The 20,199-nt window shown below is 64.5% G+C and carries 23 protein-coding genes and 3 pseudogenes; 8 read left to right on the top strand and 18 right to left on the bottom strand.

Annotated features, from left to right (window positions below; translation table 11 throughout):
- Positions 1-197 precede the first annotated feature (197 nt).
- Positions 198-521 carry a hypothetical protein gene (locus ASC95_RS20175; protein WP_057299474.1) on the bottom strand — a complete coding sequence of 108 codons (324 nt, stop codon included), beginning with the start codon at positions 519-521 and terminating at the stop codon, positions 198-200.
- 437 nt (positions 522-958) lie between these two features.
- Between ASC95_RS20175 and ASC95_RS20170 the strand changes: the two genes are divergently transcribed.
- Genes ASC95_RS20170 through ASC95_RS20160 form a run of 3 tightly spaced genes read left to right on the top strand, consistent with a single transcriptional unit; the run spans position 959 to position 2,597 of the window.
- Positions 959-1,423: a hypothetical protein gene (locus ASC95_RS20170; RefSeq protein WP_057299473.1), complete on the top strand. Its 465-nt coding sequence runs from the start codon at positions 959-961 to the stop codon at positions 1,421-1,423.
- Between the two features lie 44 nt (positions 1,424-1,467).
- Positions 1,468-2,145: a StbB family protein gene (gene stbB, locus ASC95_RS20165; RefSeq protein WP_235537986.1), complete on the top strand. Its 678-nt coding sequence runs from the start codon at positions 1,468-1,470 to the stop codon at positions 2,143-2,145.
- 14 nt (positions 2,146-2,159) lie between these two features.
- Complete coding sequence (locus ASC95_RS20160; protein ID WP_082567970.1) at positions 2,160-2,597, top strand: hypothetical protein; 438 nt, start codon at positions 2,160-2,162, stop codon at positions 2,595-2,597.
- A 19-nt stretch (positions 2,598-2,616) separates the two neighbouring features.
- Here the strand turns inward: ASC95_RS20160 and ASC95_RS20155 are convergent, their stop codons facing one another.
- From ASC95_RS20155 to ASC95_RS20125, 7 genes are all read right to left on the bottom strand, one after another.
- Positions 2,617-2,967, bottom strand: a complete 351-nt coding sequence (locus ASC95_RS20155; RefSeq protein WP_057299470.1) for a hypothetical protein — start codon at positions 2,965-2,967, stop codon at positions 2,617-2,619.
- A 460-nt stretch (positions 2,968-3,427) separates the two neighbouring features.
- Positions 3,428-3,754 (bottom strand): hypothetical protein, encoded by a 327-nt coding sequence (locus tag ASC95_RS20150; RefSeq protein ID WP_057299469.1) that lies wholly within the window; start codon positions 3,752-3,754, stop codon positions 3,428-3,430.
- An 87-nt stretch (positions 3,755-3,841) separates the two neighbouring features.
- Positions 3,842-4,054: a hypothetical protein gene (locus ASC95_RS30855; protein WP_157256420.1), complete on the bottom strand. Its 213-nt coding sequence runs from the start codon at positions 4,052-4,054 to the stop codon at positions 3,842-3,844.
- Positions 4,055-4,366: 312 nt separating this feature from the next.
- Positions 4,367-4,678, bottom strand: coding sequence for a type II toxin-antitoxin system RelE/ParE family toxin (locus ASC95_RS20140; protein ID WP_057299467.1), 312 nt, complete (start codon positions 4,676-4,678; stop codon positions 4,367-4,369).
- Positions 4,675-4,971 (bottom strand): YlcI/YnfO family protein, encoded by a 297-nt coding sequence (locus ASC95_RS20135; protein WP_057299466.1) that lies wholly within the window; start codon positions 4,969-4,971, stop codon positions 4,675-4,677. Before ASC95_RS20135 ends, ASC95_RS20140 begins: the two co-directional genes overlap by 4 nt.
- Before the next feature lie 69 nt (positions 4,972-5,040).
- The gene (locus ASC95_RS20130) at positions 5,041-5,625 is read right to left on the bottom strand and encodes a hypothetical protein (RefSeq protein ID WP_235537985.1); all 585 of its coding nucleotides are present in this window, start codon (positions 5,623-5,625) and stop codon (positions 5,041-5,043) included.
- Positions 5,626-5,736: 111 nt separating this feature from the next.
- Complete coding sequence (locus tag ASC95_RS20125) at positions 5,737-6,219, bottom strand: DUF932 domain-containing protein (protein ID WP_082567958.1); 483 nt, start codon at positions 6,217-6,219, stop codon at positions 5,737-5,739.
- A gap of 298 nt (positions 6,220-6,517) precedes the next feature.
- Here ASC95_RS20125 and ASC95_RS20120 point away from each other — a divergent pair, with 298 nt between their 5' ends.
- Both ASC95_RS20120 and ASC95_RS20115 read left to right on the top strand, forming a co-directional pair.
- Positions 6,518-7,327, top strand: coding sequence for a hypothetical protein (locus tag ASC95_RS20120; protein WP_162250818.1), 810 nt, complete (start codon positions 6,518-6,520; stop codon positions 7,325-7,327).
- Positions 7,328-7,446: 119 nt separating this feature from the next.
- Complete coding sequence (locus ASC95_RS20115; protein ID WP_157256417.1) at positions 7,447-7,911, top strand: hypothetical protein; 465 nt, start codon at positions 7,447-7,449, stop codon at positions 7,909-7,911.
- A gap of 426 nt (positions 7,912-8,337) precedes the next feature.
- Here the strand turns inward: ASC95_RS20115 and ASC95_RS20110 are convergent, their stop codons facing one another.
- The 6 genes and pseudogenes from ASC95_RS20110 to ASC95_RS20085 all read right to left on the bottom strand — a co-directional run bounded on the left by ASC95_RS20110 (position 8,338) and on the right by ASC95_RS20085 (position 14,774).
- Positions 8,338-9,336, bottom strand: coding sequence for a site-specific integrase (locus tag ASC95_RS20110; protein ID WP_057299521.1), 999 nt, complete (start codon positions 9,334-9,336; stop codon positions 8,338-8,340).
- Positions 9,333-10,274, bottom strand: coding sequence for a tyrosine-type recombinase/integrase (locus tag ASC95_RS20105; RefSeq protein WP_057299520.1), 942 nt, complete (start codon positions 10,272-10,274; stop codon positions 9,333-9,335). Before ASC95_RS20105 ends, ASC95_RS20110 begins: the two co-directional genes overlap by 4 nt.
- On the bottom strand, positions 10,271-11,521 hold the full coding sequence (locus ASC95_RS20100) for a tyrosine-type recombinase/integrase (RefSeq protein WP_157256416.1): 1,251 nt from the start codon (positions 11,519-11,521) through the stop codon (positions 10,271-10,273). Before ASC95_RS20100 ends, ASC95_RS20105 begins: the two co-directional genes overlap by 4 nt.
- Before the next feature lie 135 nt (positions 11,522-11,656).
- A pseudogene (locus ASC95_RS20095) lies at positions 11,657-12,052 on the bottom strand (DUF932 domain-containing protein); the annotation flags it as partial.
- 68 nt (positions 12,053-12,120) lie between these two features.
- Positions 12,121-12,549 (bottom strand): single-stranded DNA-binding protein, encoded by a 429-nt coding sequence (locus ASC95_RS20090; protein ID WP_057299461.1) that lies wholly within the window; start codon positions 12,547-12,549, stop codon positions 12,121-12,123.
- Between the two features lie 1,313 nt (positions 12,550-13,862).
- On the bottom strand, positions 13,863-14,774 hold the full coding sequence (locus ASC95_RS20085; RefSeq protein ID WP_057299460.1) for an AraC family transcriptional regulator: 912 nt from the start codon (positions 14,772-14,774) through the stop codon (positions 13,863-13,865).
- A gap of 100 nt (positions 14,775-14,874) precedes the next feature.
- On the opposite strand from ASC95_RS20085, the gene ASC95_RS20080 reads away from it, so the two are divergent.
- Positions 14,875-15,936, top strand: a complete 1,062-nt coding sequence (locus ASC95_RS20080) for a phosphotriesterase (RefSeq protein ID WP_057299459.1) — start codon at positions 14,875-14,877, stop codon at positions 15,934-15,936.
- Between the two features lie 289 nt (positions 15,937-16,225).
- On the opposite strand, the gene ASC95_RS20075 is transcribed toward ASC95_RS20080, so the two are convergent.
- Both ASC95_RS20075 and ASC95_RS20070 read right to left on the bottom strand, forming a co-directional pair.
- Positions 16,226-16,981, bottom strand: a complete 756-nt coding sequence (locus ASC95_RS20075) for a hypothetical protein (RefSeq protein WP_057299458.1) — start codon at positions 16,979-16,981, stop codon at positions 16,226-16,228.
- 30 nt (positions 16,982-17,011) lie between these two features.
- Positions 17,012-18,244, bottom strand: coding sequence for a deoxyribonuclease II family protein (locus ASC95_RS20070; RefSeq protein ID WP_162250817.1), 1,233 nt, complete (start codon positions 18,242-18,244; stop codon positions 17,012-17,014).
- A gap of 362 nt (positions 18,245-18,606) precedes the next feature.
- On the opposite strand from ASC95_RS20070, the pseudogene ASC95_RS30850 reads away from it, so the two are divergent.
- Positions 18,607-18,839 (top strand): annotated as a pseudogene (locus tag ASC95_RS30850) (transposase); the annotation flags it as partial.
- Here ASC95_RS30850 and ASC95_RS20065 read toward each other — a convergent pair.
- Positions 18,836-19,165 carry a sigma factor-like helix-turn-helix DNA-binding protein gene (locus ASC95_RS20065; RefSeq protein WP_057299456.1) on the bottom strand — a complete coding sequence of 110 codons (330 nt, stop codon included), beginning with the start codon at positions 19,163-19,165 and terminating at the stop codon, positions 18,836-18,838. The pseudogene ASC95_RS30850 and the gene ASC95_RS20065 overlap by 4 nt on opposite strands.
- Here ASC95_RS20065 and ASC95_RS32575 point away from each other — a divergent pair.
- Positions 19,058-19,423 (top strand): annotated as a pseudogene (locus ASC95_RS32575) (hypothetical protein); the annotation flags it as partial. The gene ASC95_RS20065 and the pseudogene ASC95_RS32575 sit on opposite strands and share 108 nt — an antisense overlap.
- Positions 19,424-19,461: 38 nt before the next feature.
- On the opposite strand, the gene ASC95_RS20060 reads toward ASC95_RS32575, so the two are convergent.
- On the bottom strand, positions 19,462-19,650 hold the full coding sequence (locus tag ASC95_RS20060; RefSeq protein WP_235537984.1) for a hypothetical protein: 189 nt from the start codon (positions 19,648-19,650) through the stop codon (positions 19,462-19,464).
- Positions 19,651-20,199 lie beyond the last annotated feature (549 nt).

Raw genomic sequence — 20,199 nt, 5'->3', positions numbered from 1 at the left:
CGTTGGCCAGAGCCACCGCCGCCGTCGAGACGCCGGGCTGGCGCGCCAGCTCGATGACTCGTGCCTTGAACTCTGCCGAGTGCCGGCGCCAACTCCGCCCGGCCGGTGTCGTCGGTTCCCCTGTGCTCAAGTCTGAAGTGCCCATATGTCCACGCATGTCGTCGTGGACACAAGCATCCAAGTCCGCCTACCGGACATCAAGGTGACTTGGGCGGACGCATACAGAAGTGACACGAAATCCTCGCGAGGGTCGGCAAAATCTTGTTGACCTTACCGTCGCGTGTGTAGTCTGGGTTCTTGAGTACGTCGGCGCGAAGCGTTGCGTAGCGCTGCTGGTCTGCGGTGATGCCGGCAAACGTCACCAGTTCGACAATCATCCGCAGCTGTAGCCACAGCATCTCGTTGTCGAGTTCGGTGCGCAGGCTTCGTGGCTTCGTTGCGCTGACGATCAGGTCGATCGCGGCGAACCGCACCGAGATCTCTTGCATCTGCCGCTGGTACCGGAAGTCAGCCTCATTCATCTCACGATGGTATCGACGGCTCTTGACAGTGCGATCCACAGCATCACCCAGTACGAAGCTGCATCCGGGACTCGGCTTCTTTTCCTCAGTGTTGCCGCATGGAGCCTTGGCCTCAATAAACCTCGACAGGACATCGGGCGCAGTCGCTGACTTGCCGATTCCGCCTCCTGTTGACGTCGTACGGACGCCGGCGTCTACCCGCCAGCAAGCTGCCGCGGCTGGCGTCCAAATGCCAGCTCTCAGCCTATCCTGCACTCACCAATGAACCCAGTATTGGGCTGATCCAAGGCCTTCACGCCGCTGGATTCAGGGCCCGAATCCAGCACAGTCAACGGCGCGCTCAGCGCCGAATATGGGTCCAGGCGGGTCAAGGTGAATCGCCTCCGGGTCCAGACCGGGTCGAAGTGAATAGGAAGTGGGTCGAAAGCGGGTCAGAAGTGAATCCAGGTGAACCGAACCCGAACCAAACGAGCCGCGAGCGCGTCCAGGATGTCATCGATGGCCGCGCGGAAGAGGCTTCGTCGCCCGCCCGCCTTCAGCCGAAGCAACCACCAGGCCAACGGTCGCGCAAGGCGCGGCGGTTCGCCGACGAGATCCAGCGGCTCCACGCGGAGGGCTACTCCCTCGACAGCATTCGCGAGTCGCTGGCGGACGCCGGCATCGTGGTCAGCTGGAGCACGGTCCAGCGGGAAGCAGCGCGGCATGCGCATGGGCTGCCTCCCAGAGACGTCGCGAAGCCGCAGCCGGACCTGCCGGCGTCGGCTGTGCGCCGGCCCGTCGACGCCTCTGCCCAGGCGGTTGCGCCGAGTGCCGCAGCACTGCGTCAGTCCGGCAAAGAGGTCGCCCAGGCGTTCTTCGAGGCCCACAACTCCAACCCGCTCCTTCGAAAGGACAAGCGATGAAAGTAGCTGTGATCAACTTCTCCGGCAACGTCGGCAAGTCCACCGTGGCCAAGCACCTGCTGAAGCCAAGGATTCCCGACGCCGAGGTCATCACGATCGAGAGCATCAACGCCGACGAAGGCGAGGAGCAGGCGCTGCGCGGGCGGCAGTTCGCAGAGCTGCAGGAGTATCTGCAAATCACGGACAACGTCATCGTCGACATTGGCGCCAGCAACGTCGAAGAGCTGCTTTCCTCGATGAAGCGCTACCGAGGGAGCCACGGCGACTTCGACCACTTCATCGTGCCGACCGTCGCCGCGCTCAAGCAGCAGCAGGACACCATCGCCACCCTCGTCGAGCTTGCTCAGCTCGGTGTGCCGGCGTGCAAGGTCCGAGTGCTGTTCAACATGGTGGAGGACGGCGAGGATCTTGCGCAGGTATTCGACGCGATCCTCTCCTTCCTTGTCGCGCACCCGGTGGCCCAGGCGGATCCGGCCTGCCGCATTGGCGCCAATGAGATCTACGGCCGCATCAGGCGAACCGGCGTGGAACTGTCCGCGTTGCTGGCCGACGAGACCGACTACAAGGCGCTGATTGCGGCCGCCAAAGGTCAGGCAGAGAAGATCAGGTTGGCGCAACGGCTGGCCGCTCGCAGGCTGGCCGCCGGCGTCGTCCCAGAGCTCGACGACTGCTTCGCTGCGTTGCGCCTGGATGACCGGCCGAGGACGTCTGCAGCAGTGTGAGACGGAAGGACGCGATGAGCCAGCCATCCAGCGCACGCGAAGCGCTGATCGCCGAACTGATGGGCGAGGTTTCCACGCTGCTGGACCGCGTGGACGCATTGGTCCCCGCGCTGAACGCGACTTGCGATGCGCTCACTCGCGCCTGCGCGGACACGGACGCGAGGGCCGCCCACGCGGAAAGCAGCATCGCTGCACTCACCGAGGCAGCGAAGACGCAAGCCGTCCGACACATCGCGCGCCGAACGCAGGAACTGGCACGGCGCACGGCCGAAACCCAGACCAGCGCCATGCAAGTGGCGGCGCAGCAGGTGTTCCGAACCGAGCTGGCGCGTGCTGTCGGGCAGCTCAAGCTCCTGTTCGGATTCAGAAGCCAGTGGTGGGCCCATGCAGTAACTGCCGCGAGCTCATCCCTGATAACTGCCGCGTTGACGAGGTACCTCTTGACGCCGTGATCACGGCTCGCAACCGAACCTAGCCCAGCGCCGAATCGATCCTGAGGCCCAACTCGCTCGCTAGGAGGATCGCCGCCTTGGTGCCGGAGTCAGCTCTGCCGGTGCCAACGTAACGCTGCGCGACCCGAAGCGCTAGCCGAAGTTGCTGGGTCGCTTCGCTCACCTCGGTAGATGCTCGATTCAACGAGACTGTCAGCCGCAAAATCTGCGTGAGGCGATCAATTTCCGCCAAGTACAACAGAAGCTGCCGCTGCCAGGGTTTCGAAGATGGCAAAGAGTCGAGCACTGCCTGAACCAGCTCGGTGAGATCAGTGATGGCCTTGGCGACCTTCTCCGCCTTCAGCGCGGCCTCATCTTTGATGGTCTCCATGGCCGGCAGGATAAAACATAGTCAGGCGCATACGACTGCTTTCCCCCACGGCGCCGCAGCGTCCGCGGCCGATGTGCCAGCTCCGCCTGGCGCAGCGCCTGCAGAGAAGGCGCACCACGCATCCCATCAGCAGCGGCGGCCTCGCGGCCGGCGTGACACGAAGCGGAGCGGCTGGCGCGACGGTCGAGCCGCTGCGATCAATTCAGAAGGGGCCCGGCTTCGGGCGTGGCGGGTGACCGAGGTGGCGATCTGGCCGGCAAGGCGCGCAGCGCAGCTCATCAGCGCCGGCCTGTTCGCCAAGCGGGCCTTTCACGCGCCGCGTGAAGGCAAAAGGCCTGCGTCCCTCGATCACGGGCGGGCCGCATCCCACAGCAATTGCAGATGTCCGAAGCCAGCTCAAAACGTCGTCAGGTATGACCGAACTCAGTGTGTACTTCGCGAATTGGCGAAGGATCCCGGCTCAGGCCGGCACGGTATAGCGCCTGCGCTTGATGGTCACCACCGGCGCTGTGGAGGGAGCGGGCGGGCTTGTCGCACACTGAGCACGGCCCTGCAGCCGCGCCGGCCGCACACGGCCAAGCGCAGCTTTAACGTGATGTGGGTTGAGCAGCTCGATGACGTCGCCATTGACCTTCACGTAGCTGCCGTCCTGACACCGTACGAGCGCGCCAATCTCCAGCCCTCGCCTCACGACGCCGACGAGCGCGCCGCCCGCAGGCAACTGAGGCACATACAAAGCCGGGTTGGCCGTCAAGGAAACGCTCAGCCGGCGGGAGGTCTTGCTCATGGAATGGCAGCGATTGCCGCGCGTTGCACAACAACTCCATTGGTGGTCGTTGCGACCAGGTCGAACTGCCAAGCCGCCACAGCGTCCTCACTGTTTCGGGACATGTCGCGCGAGCCATTCGAGGCCAGCCTGATCGTCGTGCAGCAGGCACATCTCTTTCAGCCACGCGTGAGTGCGGCGTCGCTCGAGCCATCCGATGAGCAAGATCCCGAGCGGAAATCCGAGCGACATCCCCTGCATAAATCCTTGTTGCTCGTCTTGAAGCACCGGGATCCATCCACCGGCAATGGCAATGAACAAGAAGAGGCTCAAGCCGATCAAGACAGCACGGAGGCCCCCGGCACGCGTCCAGGCCCAAGCAATTGCAGCTCCAGCAGCACCTCCCAAGAGCCAATTGGGACTGCCGACCAAATGAAAATTCAGGGCCGCAAGCACCACCGGCCATCCGGTCGCAAACGCCGCGGCGAGGGCGATATTGCGCAGCAGGCCCGCCCTAGGAAGCCGCATTGTCGACCCCATTCAGAACCGGCATGCGCGCACGTGTTTCAACACTGCTTGGTGGCTGAGCCATGGGATCAGGTCCATGAAGGATCTCCTTCACGATTGGCCAACTCAATGGTAGTCATCTTCAAGTTGATGACGAACAGCCAAGACGGTCACCGTCGCCGCGTCCTCGATCTCGAACAGCACGACGTAGCCGCGCCGACCGAATGGAATCAACAGTTCACGTAAGAACGGGTCTGAGCCAGCCTTGCGATAGATGAACGGCGCCCGGCAAAGGCTTCTGAAGCCGTCGTCGATTGCCGCCCGGGCTCGCTCGGCGTCGTCCAGTTCCTCGACCGTCGTCGAGCGGTCCAACAGGTAGTCGTACAGCCGGGTTAGATCGTCGCGAGCCGCCGCTGTGAAGCGCACCTCATAGCTCACGGACGAGCCTTCTTGGCGCCCTTCTGGCCGAGAGCGGCGCGTGCCTTCTCCAGTCTTTCGGAAAGGTCGGCGAGGACCACATCGGCAGAAATGTAGACACCCGTACGCTTGGCCTCCTCGCGTGACGCCAGGCCGCGGGCGATGAACTCCGCCCGTGTCCGGCGACGCTCGATGGTCTCGCGGACAGCGCCTTCGATAAAGCTGGAGAGCGTCTCGCCCTCTTGCAGCACGCCCTCGGCGGCCTCGCGCAGTTCCGGATCGACACGTAGGGAAGGGAAAGTGGCGGATTTCATGGGGAAGGTCCCATGCGTTGCAGTTGCGACGCATCATACTGCTCCGTTCCCTGCACACCAGAAGCGGGGTTACTCGACGCCGCGGCCTGGACGCAAGGCGAACCCGAGACGGACCCACTCACGTCGGATCGCCGTGCGAGTGGCAGCCTCGACTTCAGATTGCGCCGCCGCCGGCAGGTGCAGGTCGACCAGGATGCGATCCATGAACCGACCCTTTGCTTCTTTGAGCAGCAGCGCCACGATGCCAACTACACCAATGACGGGGCCCGCCCAGGTGGCCATGATTCGCAGCACCGGTCCCATTTCAACAGTGTCGTAGTCGAGAGGAACCAGAACAGGGAACGCCAAAAAGAAGACGACGTACGCCAGTGCTGACAACAGAACCATCCTCTGCTCTCGCACGACCTGCAGACGTTCCACAAAATAGCCGGATACCTGCGCAAGCTGCAGCTGACTGAGGCCGAGCCCTTCGACGCTGCGCGGCAACCCAGCCCTTCGAGCTCGGATCGACATTTCTGGTGACTTGTTCATTGAGTTTGCAGGGGGGTCGAGGCGGTCGCCCGCGCCGAATATTAGGGCGGCTTGTTCGGCCGCTCCGTTGACGGACCGGGTCTTGCCAGTTTCCTGAGACGTTGATGATCCTGAGGTGGACATAAGGCACTCCGTCGGAGGTTGACGAGGCCGCCCTTCCGGAACTGATGCTCGTTGCTGCGGCCATGATTCGCGCGCTGGATTCAGTGCCGAATCCAGCGCACTGTGCGTCGCTCAAGCCTTGAGCCGGCGCATCTCCTCCGCGAGCATCCAGAGTGCACGGTTGAGGCTCACACCTCGGTCGATGCTTTGCACCGGCCGTGTGTGCATGCGGCGCCCTTGGGCATTGCGCCCCGGCTGCCCGCCGCGAATCACGTTCTCCTGCACGCGCTGGAATGTGGACCAGAGGCTCGCGCCCAGATCTTCGGGTCGCCGGGCCTGGATGAGCTGCTCGGCCGTCACCGGCGGCGGCCGATGTACACCGCCCTCCCCGTCCTGACCTTCACCGAAACGCAGCGCGAGGGCCGATGTGGCAAACGCAACCTGCTCGCGCGGCTGAAGCTGCAAAGCCTTCATGGCCTCGGCGTGTTCCTCCACGGTGTTGAACTCCTCGAGGATGCGGACCGCGCCTTCGATGACCTCGCCCTGAATGTCGCCCCGGTGCGGAACGCGGATGTCTTTGACGACGTCTCCGACGACAAGCCCGTTGCAGCAGATGAAGCGGAACTATGTCCCGCGCCAAACTATGTCCAGTAGCAGGCCTTTTCCCCAGATGCACCTGAAGAACGTTGGACATAGTGTCAGGTCCGAGGGGCATCAACGTAGCGAACCAACGTTCCCATGGGAAACCGAGCCGGCTTGGGCGGCCTCAAGACATCGACGGTGCAGGTAAGTCGGCCAGGCAACAGTGAAAAGTCACAGCAAGCCAAGTGCCGGGCCCTCTTAGCATGCAAGAGGCGACCGCGAGGCGCCGGCCCGCACGTTCATCACGTTGGCCAATGACTACGGAGGCTTCATGAAATTTGGCTGCTGCTTGATCGCCGTTCTGACGGCGGTCCTCTCGTTCAACGGGTCAGCGTACGCTGTTGAATGCAAGACCCAGATTGATATTCCGCAGCGCCTACTCGACAGCCGTTTGACCCTGCTGGGCGAGCTTCATGGAACGAGCCAAATTCCTGACTTCGTTGGCGCCTACGTGTGCAACTTGGCGTCAAGGGTACGGAGCGTTGCTCTGGCGCTTGAGTACGAGGAGGAAGAGCAGCCGCTGATCGACGCCTATTTGGCAAGCGACGGCGGGATCAAGGCACGACGAGCGTTGCTTGGCAAGGGCAGGTGGGCGGTGCCGACTCAAGAACAAGATGGGCGGACTAGCAAAGCTATGTTCGCCCTGCTTGAAGGAGTTCGCCAGTACAACCAAGCCGCGCCTGATCGAACTATCAAGGTCCGCGCTATTTCCGGCCCAGACGATGCATCCATGAGCCGCAACGTTCGAGCGCTGACGTTAGAAAACCAGTCCGCTCACATCGTCGCGTTGACCGGAGAACTTCATGCGAGCAACGGAAAGGGGAATGTCTTCGATCCTGCCGCAGAGCCTATGGGCTACCTGCTTCGAGACCTCCGGCCGATATCGCTAGTGGCCGAATACGACGAAGGTATGGCTTGGAACTGCATGGGAGCCGGCCAGTGTGCGCCCCACTTGTCGTTGAGCATGCAGATAGAGCGTGGCGCGCGATTCTCGATCTCGATGCGCCCGCCGTCTGAGCGCCCAGGGTTCGATGGGAGCTTCTACGTTGGGAAAATCGAGGCATCAATGCCTGCAGATTGAAAGCGGTGAAGGCGTACCGACTTGCTCGCCGCCACGCCCTGTGGTTGCCCATTGTGGCGTTGCATGCAGCGATACTTCTTTTAGCGCCACGAGAACGCCAGCCCGAGCCCCGACCAACCGTGGTCATCGCCGTGCGCCTGATCGTGCCGCCGCCGACACGAAACGAACCGTCTCGGCCACCCATGGCCGCACCGCCATTCGCCCCCGTCGTGCGCGAAGCGCGGCGTCGTGAGATTGCGGTACCGGTTCAGGCCGCCACCGCGATCTCATCCACTACGGCACCGACCGAACCGGCCATTGATGAAGCGCCCGCGCTCCCGAAACTTGCGCCCGTCCCCTTGCTGCACAGCGACGCTACGCGCCGCGCCATCCGGGAGGCCGCCCGTCAACCGCTGTTGTCCGAGCGGGCGGCTTCAGCGTCGCAAGATCTCGGCCGCGAGAACGCCCAGTTACGGCTGGGCCGTGAGATCCAGCAGGCCGGCACCACGGACTGCCTCAAGGGCGACTTCCTCGGCGGAGGTGGAGGCCTACTGAGCTTGCCGTTTTGGATGTTGGCCGAGGCCCGTGGCAAATGCAAACGCTGACCAGCGCACCCAGGGTCGTAGGGAGTAGGTAGAGCGGTCGCGTTGGCCGCTCATCTTGCGACTTCGATTTCCCATGGGAAACTACGTAAGCCTTCCAGGAGCGCTAATGGCGGACACTTTCGAAAATTTTGTTCAGAGCGGCCGCTTGCAAAAGAACTTTGACGACGCCGTTCAAAAAGCTGCCGCCGAGGCTAGACGGCGAGGTCTGCGGGGCCCAGTCAAGCCTGCGCTGCCGGAGTCAACTGTTCCCACAGCCGACACGGATCCCTCGGCAGAGCCAAGCTAGCGGCGTCTGTGAGTGGCCGTGGCGACGACTGTTGCGCGAGCCACGGCACGGTGGCTTGCCTCTTGATTGCAGCGCTTCGGGAACGGCCCTAACGGCAGCATCGTTCGTGAGGCCGGCCGGTAAGTCTCACTGTGGTCCTGCTATAGACCCTTGAGAAACATCAGCAGCTTGTCATCGGGCCGATACCGCCCCGGCTTGCTGTCGGGCGGCGTGGTCTTCGCGAGCACCTTCTCCTTCATCTCCAGGTTTGCATCAAGGTAGATCTGTGTCGTCTCGATCGACTCGTGCCCGAGCCAGAGCGCGATGACCGACTGCTCGACTCCTTCGTGCAGCAGGTCCATGGCCGTCGTATGTCGGAGCACATGCGGTGACACCCGTTTGCGCGCCAGAGACGTGCAGTGCGTACCTGCTGCGGCGACATGCTTGGCCATGAGGTAGTGCACGCCGTGCGGGCTGAGCGGACCTCCGCGCGCGTTAGGAAACACCGGCTGACTCGGCGCCAGGGTCGGCTCTCCCAGCCATGCGCCCAAAACTGCGCGCGTGGCCTTGCTCAAAGGCGTGCAGCGCTCCTTGCGCCCCTTGCCGATGACGCGCACGTGTGAGCCAGTACCTAGTTGCACGTCGTCCCGGCGAAGTCCGATCAGCTCTGACAGCCGCAGCCCAGTCTGTACCGCCAGCAGCATTAGCGCGTGGTCGCGGCGGCCGGACCATGTGCATTGATCCGGCGCCGCCAGCAGCGCGTCGACCTCGGCCCGAGTCAAGAAGCCCACCAACGCGCGGTCAAACTTCTTCGCTGGAATGGCCAGCACACGGGCAATTTGCGCAGCGTGCGTCGGCGCTTCGTAGGAGGCGTAGCGAAAGAACGAATGCACCGCCGTCAGCCGGAGATTGCGGGTGCGCGCCGTGACCCCGCGAACTGCCTCCAGATCGTCAAGAAAGGCGGCTACCAGCGGTGCATCGATGTCCTCAAGCGTGAGCGATGAAGGCGCCTTGCGCAAGCGCTTGTGAGTGAATTGCAGGAGCATCCTGAAGGTGTCACGGTACGAGGCGATCGTGTGCGCGCTGGCCTGGCGTTGATTCATCAGGCGTTGCGTGAAGAACGCCTCCAGCAGCGCGGCGAAGCTGGCCCGGCGCGTCATGGCGCCACCTCCCATCGCCGCTCCAGGCGCGACATCGCCCCCGCCATCAGCTCCGGCCACGCGCTCAAGTACCAGTACGTGTCCTGCACGCGCGCGTGACCGATGTAGGTCGACAACACCGGCAGCAAGCGCGCGGCGTCCTCGCCCGCTTGATACCACTGCGTCAGCACGCGAACCGCGAAGCGGTGGCGCAGGTCGTGGATACGGGGCCCGTGGCTGGCATGCGGTCCTCGCAGGCCGATCTGACGCGACAGTGCGTAAAAGGTCCGGTGCACCTGAGCCTGATCCAGGCGGTTGCCGGTGGTCGAAACGAAAACGTAGGGCGAGATCCCCTGGTGACCGAAAGCCTCACGCCTGCGCAGGTAGTGCGCGAGTACCTGGCCAGTCGTGGCATGCAACGGAACCAGCCGCGTCTTACCCAACTTGGCGCCGCGGATTGTCAAGAGCGACTGGTCGAGGTCTACATCTGCGACATGCAGGCTCAGCGCCTCCGAGATGCGGATACCGGTCGCGCTCAACAGACCGAACAGGCAGTGGAACACCCACGGGCGCAGCGGCGTCGAGTGCCAGGTGGTAGGCAGCATCAACGCGGCATCGAGCAGCCGCTGGACTTCATCGTCCGAGTAGAGATACGGCCGAGCCCGGGTGGAGCGGTGGGGCAGCAGGCCCGGCGGCGGAACTTCGGTCAGGGCGTCGGTAGCGCTGCGATGACGAGCGAAGCCGCGCACATAACCCAGCCGCCGAGCCCATTCGGCCGGCTGAACCGAGGCAGACTGCTGCGCCCATGCGAGCGCCAGCGTACTGGTGATGTACGTGCTGCCGTGTTCCTCAACGAAGGCAACGAAGCGCGGCAGCTGCAGCGCGGCGTCCTTCAACTTGAAGCCCAGGCTCCGGCGAAGATCAAGATACTCGGGTAGAGAGTCGCGCAGCGTATTCATGACGCGCTCCCGGGCCACGGCAGCGCCAGCAGACGCAGCGCCGCGATATCCACCTTGGCGTAGATCGACGTGGATACCGCATCGCGGTGGCGCAACACCTCGCCAATCTCGGGCAGCGACGCGCCTCCCTTCAGCATGTGCACCGCCAGGGCATGTCGAAACTGGTGCGCTCCCTTATGCGGCGCATCGACACCAGCGCGTTCTAAGGCATTGCCGACGATCGAGCCGATACCGTCGGAGCCATGCAAGAGGCCTCTGATCGGTGCGCGAACGCGCAGGAACAGGTGGCGGTCGGCACTCTGTGGCCGGCCGTGCTGAAGGTACGCCGCGATAGCCTCGCCGACGTCAACCGGCAACGGCATCAAGCACTCGCGGCCGTTCTTGCCATGCACTCGTAGGCGACCAGCATCCCAGTCGATGTCGTCCAGCATTAGGGTGAGGACTTCGCCACCGCGCAACCCCAGGCGCGCCAACAGCAGCAAAACCGCCCGATCACGCTTGCCAACAGTGGTGCCGGGGTCGCAGCTGTTGATCGCGCTACGCGCGTGATCGGCCCCAATGGCTCTCGGCAGCGGTGGCGTTGTGCTCCATAACGCCACTGCGGGAACAGCTTGTGTCAGCGCCGCGTTGATCTCGCCGCAATACTCTCCCCAGCGAAGAAAAGCACGGAGCGCCGTGACGAGATGCTTGAGCCTGTGCGGTCGCGTGCGACGTGGCTGGCCTTGCAAGAAGCGGATGACGTCAGTGGCGCGCAGCGCGCCGAGGTCCACGCGCTCGTTACCGAAGCGGTCGACGAGGAATTCGCGCACGGCCGCGCGGTAGCCGCTTGTCGTGCTGGCAGCCAGGCCGCGGTCTCCAAGCAGGAACCCCTCGAAGTCGGCGAGCAGCGCGTCGGCGGGGAGCGTGTCTACCGCTGGCATGGCGCAAAGCCCGTGCGCTTGCAGGTAGCGCAGGAGCTGTTGCAGTGCCGGCGCCTCATGGCGGCGCGGTGTACTCCGACAGTCGCTGCGAGGCCGATAGTCGCGACGCGTGAACTGCTCGATGTGCGCTTCGGACAGATCCGTTAGCCGGACACCTTCCTGGCCGAGCCAGGCGTCGAACGCAGCGGCGTGCCAAGCCTTGGCACGTAGGGAGATAACGGTGTAGCGCTGTTCAACTAACGATGCGATGAACGCTGAGAGATGCGGCGACAGAGGCCCTGTCGCCGTTTGCGCGAGCGCCATCGCTCCTTCGAGAGTAGGTTCCAAGATGCTCTCCTTGCGGGCAAGATGCCCGGCAAGGAGGATTGCTATGTCCAGCAGTGCTGTCGAGTGGCCTCGGAGGAATCAGGAGAAAAGTCGACAGCGGGACATAGTTCGACGCAGGACATAGTTCCGCCTATGTCCAGCTGTACATAGGCGGAACATACCCGCCAGCATCTGGTACGAGCTGGCGCCGTCGTGGCTGTTGATCAGGATGATTTCGTGGGCCTCCGGCCGCGCCTGAACCTGTGAGGCATGGCGCATGCGGATCATGTGCTTCGTGAACTCGGCCTTTCCCTCGACGCGGCTTGAGCCCTGCGCGACCATGAAGGGCTCGAACCCTTCCTTGCGCAGGCCGCGCAGCACGTCGATGGTCGGGATGTAGCTGTACCGGTCGGAACGGCTGGTGTGCTTGCCCTGCGCAAAGATGGACGGCGCCGCTGCGCGCATCTGCTCTTCGGTAAGCGGCTCATCGCCGCGAACAACGCGGGTGGTGCCACCGGCGAACCGTGTTGCAAGCGTGGGATGGTTGTGCATGATGATTCCTTCGATCGTTGGATGGCGATGAAGGGCGGGCAAGGTGTCGCGTGCCCGCCCGGTCCAGGTCAGGCCTCGGCACGTGCCGGACGCTTTGCGGTGCGGGGCTTGGCTTCGGGTCCGGCTGCTTCCTGCGAACCTCCACGTCGCGCCTCGCTTTCGGCACGGCTGTCCAGGTAGTCGATTTCCTCGACCGTGAAGCCCCATGCGTAGACGGTCTCTCCGTCTCTCTCGTAGTTGTTGTTGCGCAGGCGCCCAACGATGTTCACGTGCGACCCACGCACCAGATAGTTGGCGGCGTTTTCGGCCTGGGCGCCCCACAGCGTCCACTGGATCGCGGTCGCCTCCTGCTCGCGCGCGTCCCCCGACCCGCGCACGTTGTTGCTGATCGCCGTCACCGTCGCCTTGGCGAGGCGCCCGTCCTTGCCCGAGACGTATTCGAGCTTGACCGCACCCGCGAGGTGAGCATTGCGCTGGATGACTTGAACGTTGGCCATGATGATCTCCTTGCGAGAGATACCAGCCGGAGCCCTCTTGAGCGTCCTGAAAACTGATCCTCTCGCTCGGACTTCCTCGCTCCCGCCCACGGGCGGGCGGGGGGTGGGCATGGCCCCTTCCGGCGGGAAGGGGTTGGGGATGGGACCGGGTTTGAACGCAGCCGAAGCAGTGCGCCGGTTTCCCGGCCCACCGCATTGAAGATCCCCCCACAAGTCCCCCTCGCCCCAGCACGGGGGCTTCATGGGGGGAGCGCGGTGGGACGACCGGCGCACAGGCTGCCTCACCACGGGCGTCGCAGCGCCGCAGCCGATGTGCCAGCTCGCCTGGCGCAGCGGTTGCAGCGAAGTCGCCCGCATCCACCGAGCAGCGGCGGCCCTGCGGCCGGCGTGACACCAAGCGCAGCGACTGGCGCGACGGTCGAGCTGTTGCGAGCACTCGTCGGCAATTTGCGGCCCGGCTCCGGGCATGGCGGGTGCGCGGGGTGGCGATCTGGCCGGACTCGTGCGAAGCGCAGCCGATCAGGACCGGCCTGTTCGCCAAGCAGGCCCGTTCACGCGCAGCGTGAAGGAACAGGCCCGCGATCCCTGCGCACGGGAGGGCCGCGCCGACAAGACTAGCGTGCGACGCACGCCACGCTGTCGCGCAGCGGAGCGGTGCGCAATGGACCATCGCTACGGCGCGCGAGTACCTGACGTCCCTGCAGGTAAACCCCTGGGCGGCGTACTGGAAAAGCAAGCAGAGCCTGACCAAGGCGCTGAAACTTCTGAAAAGCGCCTAGGCTCGGACTGGGTGCCAGGCGATGCTGCGCCGCAGCATCAAAAATCGCCCGGCCAAGATGTAACGGAGCATCAAAGGCGCATGCACACGGTGGCATATTGAGGCGTCAGCCCGGGAGACGCCATGAGCCCCAGCCCGCTCTTGCAAGCGAACCGTCGCGTTCAATCCGCCCAGCGAATCTATAACCTAGCGTTTGAGCGGATGCGTCCGGGCGATGCCGCCTCATTCGCCAGGTTGAGCAGAGCGTCTTTCGTTCTCGGCATGGCGAGAGAGCGGTATGTGCAGCTTGCAAAGCGGCGCACGCTAGGCGCTCGTCCAGGCTAAGCGGCTATAAACGACGACGTTTCGAAGGTCAATGCGGCGAGGGTGCAAGCCTATGAGCTGAACGTCGATGTGATCGACATCCCGGCGAACATCTCGTACACGGACTTCGGTCAGCTCTTCAAGGACGCGAAGGCCGGCGGCAAGGAGTTCAAGAACCCATAGCGGCCAGTGAGCCTCCGCTCCGTCAGCTCGCTGACAGCTGGATAGGCCGTTACGACGCCATCGCCTGCTGCTGGCGGTAGCGCGAGGGCGAGCAGGCCATGACGCGTTTGAAGGCCTTGCTGAAGGCGCTATCGGAGTCATAGCCCAGGCGCTCGGCGACGGACGAGACGCTGCAGTCGGCCTGCCGCAGCTCGCGCGCAGCGAGCAACATGCGCCAGCGCAGCACATATTCGAGCGGCCCCATGCCCATGGCCTGCTTGAAGCGCTGGGCGAAGGTCGATCGCGATACCGCGGCTAGCCGGGCCAGGGTCTCGACCGTCCAGCGCCGCTCGGGGTTGGTATGGATGGCCTGCACCGCCGGCCGCAGAGTGTCGTCGCCCAGCACGCGCAACCAGCCGGGGCCCATCGGCTCCGCCGTGAGGTAGAGCCGCAGGAACTGGACGAGCATCAGGTGGGCAAGGTTCTGCACCACCAGCGCCGTACCGGGCGATGGTTGCGACATCTCCTCGCCCAGCCGCTGCAGCGACCACTGCAGCACCTCCGCCTGCGGCGTGCTGCCCGGCAGCAGAGCCAGCGGCGGCAGGCTGCCGAGCAACAGGCTCAGGTCATCGCGGAAGTCGAAGCGTCCGCCGATGAGGAAGAACTCGTCGCCCGCCCCCAGTTCCAGCACGTTGTTCGTCGCGCCGGCGAACACGCCCGGCCCGTCGAGCGGCGTCACGTCGGGGTGGCTGGCCAGGGTGTAACCCGAGCGTCGGGTGATCAGGTAGCAGTCGCCGGCCCGCACTTCGCGCCAGCCCGGTACACCGTCGACGGCCAGCCAGCAGGCCCCCTGGAGCACGGCATGGAACTTGAAACCCTCGGGCGGCGGAAAGCGCACCGCCCAGCTCCCGGCCGCCTTCACGCCCGCGAAGAAGGAGTGCTCGGTGTTTAACAGCGACAGCACCTGGGACAGGGGATCCATGGAGAAGGTCCGGACGATCGCGACAGAAAACCAGACTCTAAGTCATTCAATCGTCCAGCGGACGTGTCGAGAATCTGCACCAACGAAAAGGAGCTGCCCCATGGACCGCCGACATGCCTTGCAAACCCTGATGCTTTCCTGCGGCCTTGTCTCGGCCGGCTGCGCGCCCACCCGGGGCACGCTGCCCGATGCCCGGCTGCGCGTGATGACGGTGAACGGCTGGATCAACGCCGCCGACCTCGGCGTGACGCTGGCGCACGAGCACCTGTTCGCCGACCTGCGGCCGCACAAAGAGCAGGCCGCCCAGCCGCTGGCCACCGACCTCGACGAAGCCGTGCAGGTGCTGCTGCCCCACCTGCAGCAGATCGCCAGCCGCGGCTGCCGCAGCCTGGTGGAGTGCACGGCCACCAATCTCGGCCGGCATCCGCGGCTGATCCGACGGCTGTCCCAGGCCAGCGGCCTGCACATGCTGACGGTGACCGGCGGCTACGCGGCGGCCGGCCGGCGCTTCGTGCCGCCCTACCTGATGGAGCAGTCGGCCGGGCAGCTCGCCGCGCGCTGGACGCGCGAGTGGAACGTGGGCATCGACGGCACCGACATCCGCCCCGGGCTCATCAAGATCGGCGTGGACGAAGGGCCGATCGAAGGCCTGGAGCTCAAGCTGCTGCAGGCGGCTCTGCAGACCCACCTCGACACGGGCCTCACCATCGCCTGCCACATCGGCGCCTGGGTCGAGAAACACACCGAGGCCGGCCGCTCGGCGCTGCAGCAGCTCGGCGCCATCCGCCAGGCCGGTGTGAGCCCGTCGGCGTGGATCTGGGTGCATTCGCAGCATGAGGACGATCTGCAGCACCATGTCTCGATCGCGCGTCAGGGCGGCTGGATCTCCTTCGACGACTTCCGCGTCGAACGGCTGGCGCTCTACGTCGAGCGGCTGCAGACGATGCGCCGCGAAGGCGTGCTGCACCGCGTGCTCGTGTCGCAGGACGCCGGCTGGTACACGGCCGGCCAGCCGCGCGGCGGCACGATCGTGCCTTACGAACCGCTGTTCACGTCGCTGCTGCCGGCGCTGCGCGCGGCGGGCTTCGGCGAGGCCGATATCGACACCCTGATGGTGACCAACCCGGCGCAGGCTTTTGCCGTACGGCTCAGGACGGGTTAGCCCGGTCGCTTGCTCTCAACGGGCATGCCGCGATCCGGACCGCTCGTGTATCGGCACACCGATGTCTGTGTCGCCAGGTCGAGGAGTTGCTACCTCACCGGCGGACGCCCCAATGAGGCAGAACGCCAGCAGGGCATCTATTGTTCTTGCCAAATAGAGTCGTAAACGCCCCTCATTGCCTGACAAGGACCTAGACGGTGTCGAACAAGGCATTGCGCTCGCAAGTGTCGTAAACGGCACTCTAGGCCCGTCTGCAAGCTGCTCCCAAACGTCGGCGGCCTGGGCGACCTCAGGAGCGCGGCACCGCCTTATTCGCCAGGTAGCCGGCATGGCTGATGCCCAACAGCGCGATGGTGCTGTCGTCCAGTGCGGGGAAGTCGGTGATGCCGTCGGGCTGGGCATACTTGAAGGTGCGCCACAGCGCAAAGGCGTAGGCCGCGACGATGGCAATCGTGAAGAACAGCATCTGCACCTTGGCCAGGTCGACGTGGGCGCCGTTGCTGGTCTCGTCGCCGGTCACCATGTCGCCCCAACGGGCCATCTTCGGATCGCTATTGCCCAGCAGCTGTCCCTCGACCCTGTCGCCGCCGGGCAGGCCCGCGCGCGCCAGCTCGATTTGTGTCGCGCCCAGCGCCATGGCGTCCGGGGCCTTGTCCTTCTTCGGCGCCAGCAGCAGGGGCGTGCCCACGAGAGAGGTGGTGCTGATGCCCATGGCGAGCCACAGCTCCTTGGGCACGCCAATGGCCAGCGGCTCATCCACGCCGATGTAGATGTTGTAGAACGCGGCCGTCAGGTAAGCCGATACCAAGACCAGCGTCCACACAATCATCTGGAACCGCGCGAGGCTCATCACGTTGCGCTCGTTGATCAGGATGCCGTGCCAGCGCCCGATGATGGACTTGCCGGCGATGGCGGCGAAGATCGTCATCAGCACCGCAACTCCCACCCATGTGGGCCGGTAGCTGTGCTGCGAGACGCCCCACCAGCCGATGACCGGAATGGCGATCAGCGAAAGAATGGCAGCACCGGTAAATGCCCTGGACATAAGACCTCCCCTGCGCCGCGACGGCGCCGTTCATTGACCCGCGACAGGCGCGCTCTTGCCGTCGAGCAGCTCGGTCACGCTCTTCCACAGCGGCTCGTTGTCCACGATGAAGAACAACCCTCCCCGGCCGTTCTGACTGCTGCCGCATTTCGGGTCGGACAGCGAGCCCTGCTGGTTCATGTCGCCGAAGATGACGAAGCGATGCTCACCTGACGTCGACACCCCCACCTTGGCGTGGTTGAAGTCGGGGCCTCCGCCGCCCTTGAGCCCAAAGCCCGTGCCTTTCCAGCTCCCGGAGGTGGCGATCTCCACTGCGCCGGGCTTAGGCAGGCTCGCGTCCCAACAGTCAATGGGCGTGTTGGTCTTGGTGGAGGCGATGGCCGGGTTGGCCCACCAGGTCGCAACGCGCAGCGACACGCTGTCTAATTGCGACGAAACGAGCTGCCAGGGTGGCACCAGCAGCTTGGATGGCTTGGACAGCACGCCCACGCCTGAGGAGAGCTGTGTCTTGAAGACCTTGGTGCTCTTGGACTTGACACCCAGCTCCTTGACGGCGTCTTGGATGTCCTGAGGGCCACCATTGTTCACGAGCTGAGCATTGCTCGGGGCCGTCACGACGCTGGCATTGCCCAGTGCTCGCAACACCTGCAAGACGTCTGCCGCGGTCAACTTCACGGAGAAGAAGGACTGGCTGACAAGGATGTTGTCGGGGCGCGGGATGCAGCCGAGCGTGTTGCCGCTCGTGCGCGCTGGCGTCAGCCGCCCTGCCCCCGGCCACGAGGGCGTCGTGACCTGGATGAGCACGCCGCTGCCGCTGGCGTCCCAAGCCATCACCCCCTTGGAGTGCCCCCACGGCGCCGAGCACGAGTCGCTGCAGCCGGGGAGGTCGGGATCGCCGTAGAACTGGTCGTTCCAGACGACGTAGAAGTGCTTGCCGTTGACGATCTCGCCAAAGGTGGCCCCCAACGGGTCGGCGCCCGTTTCGCCCACACAGGTGCTGCCCATCGCCAGCTTGGGCTGGGCGTTGCTCGCGAAGACGAAGGTCTGCCCGCGCGTGTAGCTTTGCGCCTCGGCGCCGAAGGGGCACTGCATTTGCGCGCCCGCCGGGCATTGCGGAAAGGACTTGGCGTTGAACTTGAAGACAAACCACCAGTCCACCGGCTTGCCGTCCTGCACCATCGGCGCGGGCGCGGCGGCGGACTGGGCCTGCGCCGGCGTCGCGGCGCCAAGAAACAGCGCAGCCAACGCGACGACCAGTGTCAAAGTCCTCCTGATCGGAACCTGTTCGAACGGCACGGGACCCTCCAAGGCATGCGCCATACAGGCTGGGCCACCTCTCCTCAGGGTGGAACGGCGGCCGGAGACTTCAGCCGCGGCTGACGGACGCTAACAGCGTGGCCGCGCAGAACCACCCTCAATGTTGTGGGTGCGACAGCTTTGCGAAGGCGACGCTGCGAATGCCCAACTCCGCCGCCTAACCAGGCCGCCGAACCTTGCTGTCCAACGCGAAGGCTGGCCGCATCGTGGCAGAGCCCACCGACGGGGCCCATCGACACATGCACTGTCAACGCATTGCGGGTGCACTAGGCGCTCAGGCACGCATGATGCTGCTCAGCTCGGGCAAGGGCGTACGCCACATCCTCAACCAGCCGGGCAAGCCGACGCAGAATGCCTACATCGAGAGCTTCAACGGCGAGTTCGCGACGAGTGCCTGAACGAGCGCTGGTTCCAGAGCCTGAAGCAGGCCCGCATCGAGATTGCGCGCTGGCGCACTGACTGCACCGAGGTGCGGCCACACAGCAGTTGCGGGCGCATGCCACCAGCGAAGTTCGCAGCGCTACATCGCGTGCCCTTTTAGTCCGGCTGCGGCAGATCCTTCGAGCTTCCCCACTCTCGCATCCTCCGAAGCGCCGCATGGTGGAGCTGCGACACACGGCCCTTTGTGAGGTCCATGTCGAGTGCAATTTCTTCGAAGGTGTGAAGCTGAAAGTAGTGGGTGAACACGACGCGTCGCTCCGATGCTGGCAAACGCTCGACGAAGTGAACGAGTTGGCTTTGGATTTGCATCTGCTCACGGTGTGCATAGGTCGCGTCGGGCGCCGCGGGCTCCTCTCCTGCAATGTCATCGCCTGCTTCTTCCTCATCGGATTCCGCAATGATGGATCTAACGGGAGGCGTGGTCATGGCCGCGAGTTTCTGCTGCTTGCCCAGTTTGCTCGATTGGGGCAAAGCCCGATTTGGGCTAGTGCAACCTGCCGGCCTACTTACTGCTCTTTCCGGTCTGTCCTGCTCGGGAATTCCGAGACAGTAATTCCGAGCAGGTCAGTTGAGCCTCCTCGGAAGCCGGGGCGATTCAAGTTCCGCGCTGAGTGCCTGAACGAACACCCGTTCCAGAGCCTGAAGCAGGCCCGCGTCGAGATCGCACGCTGGCGTAGTCCCTTCTTCAATGATGGTGAGACAGCCGATACAAGGCGTCGGCATCAGTCTTGCAACTGGCGAACGTCGAATGAGGTCTCTTCCCACTCTGCCCAGCTGGAGTCGCGGACTTCGACGCCGGCCAGGAATGCCTCTGCATTGCGCCCATCAGCGGGCAGGCTTGTCGCCGTCGCGCGGCGGATGGCATCGCGGAGCTGGAGGACCGAGGCCTGAGCGAGAGTGGCTAGTTGCATGTGCATGACGGCTCCTGTTTCGATGCCGCCAGTCTCTGGGCCGGTCGCGCCGGGGGATATCGCCCTTTAGGGGTGTCTAAGGGGGATATGGCGAACCGCATCCCCCTGGATCCCCCCAAAAGGGGGAGACACCTCCTTCAGCCCCCCTCCTCACCAGGGGCTGTTCTGCAGCGGTTGCCGTCTTCGGCGGTCAGCCGCCGAGTTCACGCTGCCTCGCATGAAGCAGTCGCTGGCGCACCCGGCCGATTGAGGGCTTCAACGACTGGTGTTGAGGGGGGCTGGGGCGTCCGACCTGGAGCCCGGTGTTGTCGCCGTCGACTCGCGCCGGAATGTCCGCTGCTCGAAGAGTTGGCATGGCGCTGTTGCCCCGTTGCAGCCGCGTGCCCAAGCGAAGCAAGGGTCAGCAACGTGCCCAAAGCGGAAGCTCGCGATCGACGACGAAGGACGGCGCCGCAGCGATTGCGTTCATACCAGACCCACACGCTGGTAACGGGTACTTGCCAGCAAGCAGCCGTCAACGTTGCTGGGGCCAGCTCCGCTCGATGCCCA

The organism is Pelomonas sp. Root1217 (assembly GCF_001425705.1).
GTDB lineage: Bacteria > Pseudomonadota > Gammaproteobacteria > Burkholderiales > Burkholderiaceae_C > Pelomonas.
This window is presented reverse-complemented; position numbering and strand designations above follow the sequence as displayed.

What these genes read in the sequence shown, in the direction of transcription:
- ASC95_RS20160 (WP_082567970.1), top strand. Translation starts at nt 2,160, where the DNA reads ATGAGCCAGCCATCCAGCGCACGCGAAGCGCTGATCGCCGAACTGATG.
- ASC95_RS20105 (WP_057299520.1), bottom strand. Translation starts at nt 10,274, where the DNA reads ATGAATACGCTGCGCGACTCTCTACCCGAGTATCTTGATCTTCGCCGG.
- ASC95_RS20090 (WP_057299461.1), bottom strand. Translation starts at nt 12,549, where the DNA reads ATGGCCAACGTTCAAGTCATCCAGCGCAATGCTCACCTCGCGGGTGCG.
- ASC95_RS20110 (WP_057299521.1), bottom strand. Translation starts at nt 9,336, where the DNA reads ATGACGCGCCGGGCCAGCTTCGCCGCGCTGCTGGAGGCGTTCTTCACG.
- ASC95_RS20065 (WP_057299456.1), bottom strand. Translation starts at nt 19,165, where the DNA reads ATGACCACGCCTCCCGTTAGATCCATCATTGCGGAATCCGATGAGGAA.
- ASC95_RS20155 (WP_057299470.1), bottom strand. Translation starts at nt 2,967, where the DNA reads ATGGAGACCATCAAAGATGAGGCCGCGCTGAAGGCGGAGAAGGTCGCC.
- ASC95_RS20075 (WP_057299458.1), bottom strand. Translation starts at nt 16,981, where the DNA reads ATGTCCAGGGCATTTACCGGTGCTGCCATTCTTTCGCTGATCGCCATT.
- ASC95_RS20130 (WP_235537985.1), bottom strand. Translation starts at nt 5,625, where the DNA reads ATGTCCACCTCAGGATCATCAACGTCTCAGGAAACTGGCAAGACCCGG.
- ASC95_RS20060 (WP_235537984.1), bottom strand. Translation starts at nt 19,650, where the DNA reads ATGCAACTAGCCACTCTCGCTCAGGCCTCGGTCCTCCAGCTCCGCGAT.
- ASC95_RS20080 (WP_057299459.1), top strand. Translation starts at nt 14,875, where the DNA reads ATGGACCGCCGACATGCCTTGCAAACCCTGATGCTTTCCTGCGGCCTT.
- ASC95_RS20085 (WP_057299460.1), bottom strand. Translation starts at nt 14,774, where the DNA reads ATGGATCCCCTGTCCCAGGTGCTGTCGCTGTTAAACACCGAGCACTCC.
- ASC95_RS20120 (WP_162250818.1), top strand. Translation starts at nt 6,518, where the DNA reads ATGAAATTTGGCTGCTGCTTGATCGCCGTTCTGACGGCGGTCCTCTCG.
- ASC95_RS20135 (WP_057299466.1), bottom strand. Translation starts at nt 4,971, where the DNA reads ATGAAATCCGCCACTTTCCCTTCCCTACGTGTCGATCCGGAACTGCGC.
- ASC95_RS20150 (WP_057299469.1), bottom strand. Translation starts at nt 3,754, where the DNA reads ATGAGCAAGACCTCCCGCCGGCTGAGCGTTTCCTTGACGGCCAACCCG.
- ASC95_RS20175 (WP_057299474.1), bottom strand. Translation starts at nt 521, where the DNA reads ATGAATGAGGCTGACTTCCGGTACCAGCGGCAGATGCAAGAGATCTCG.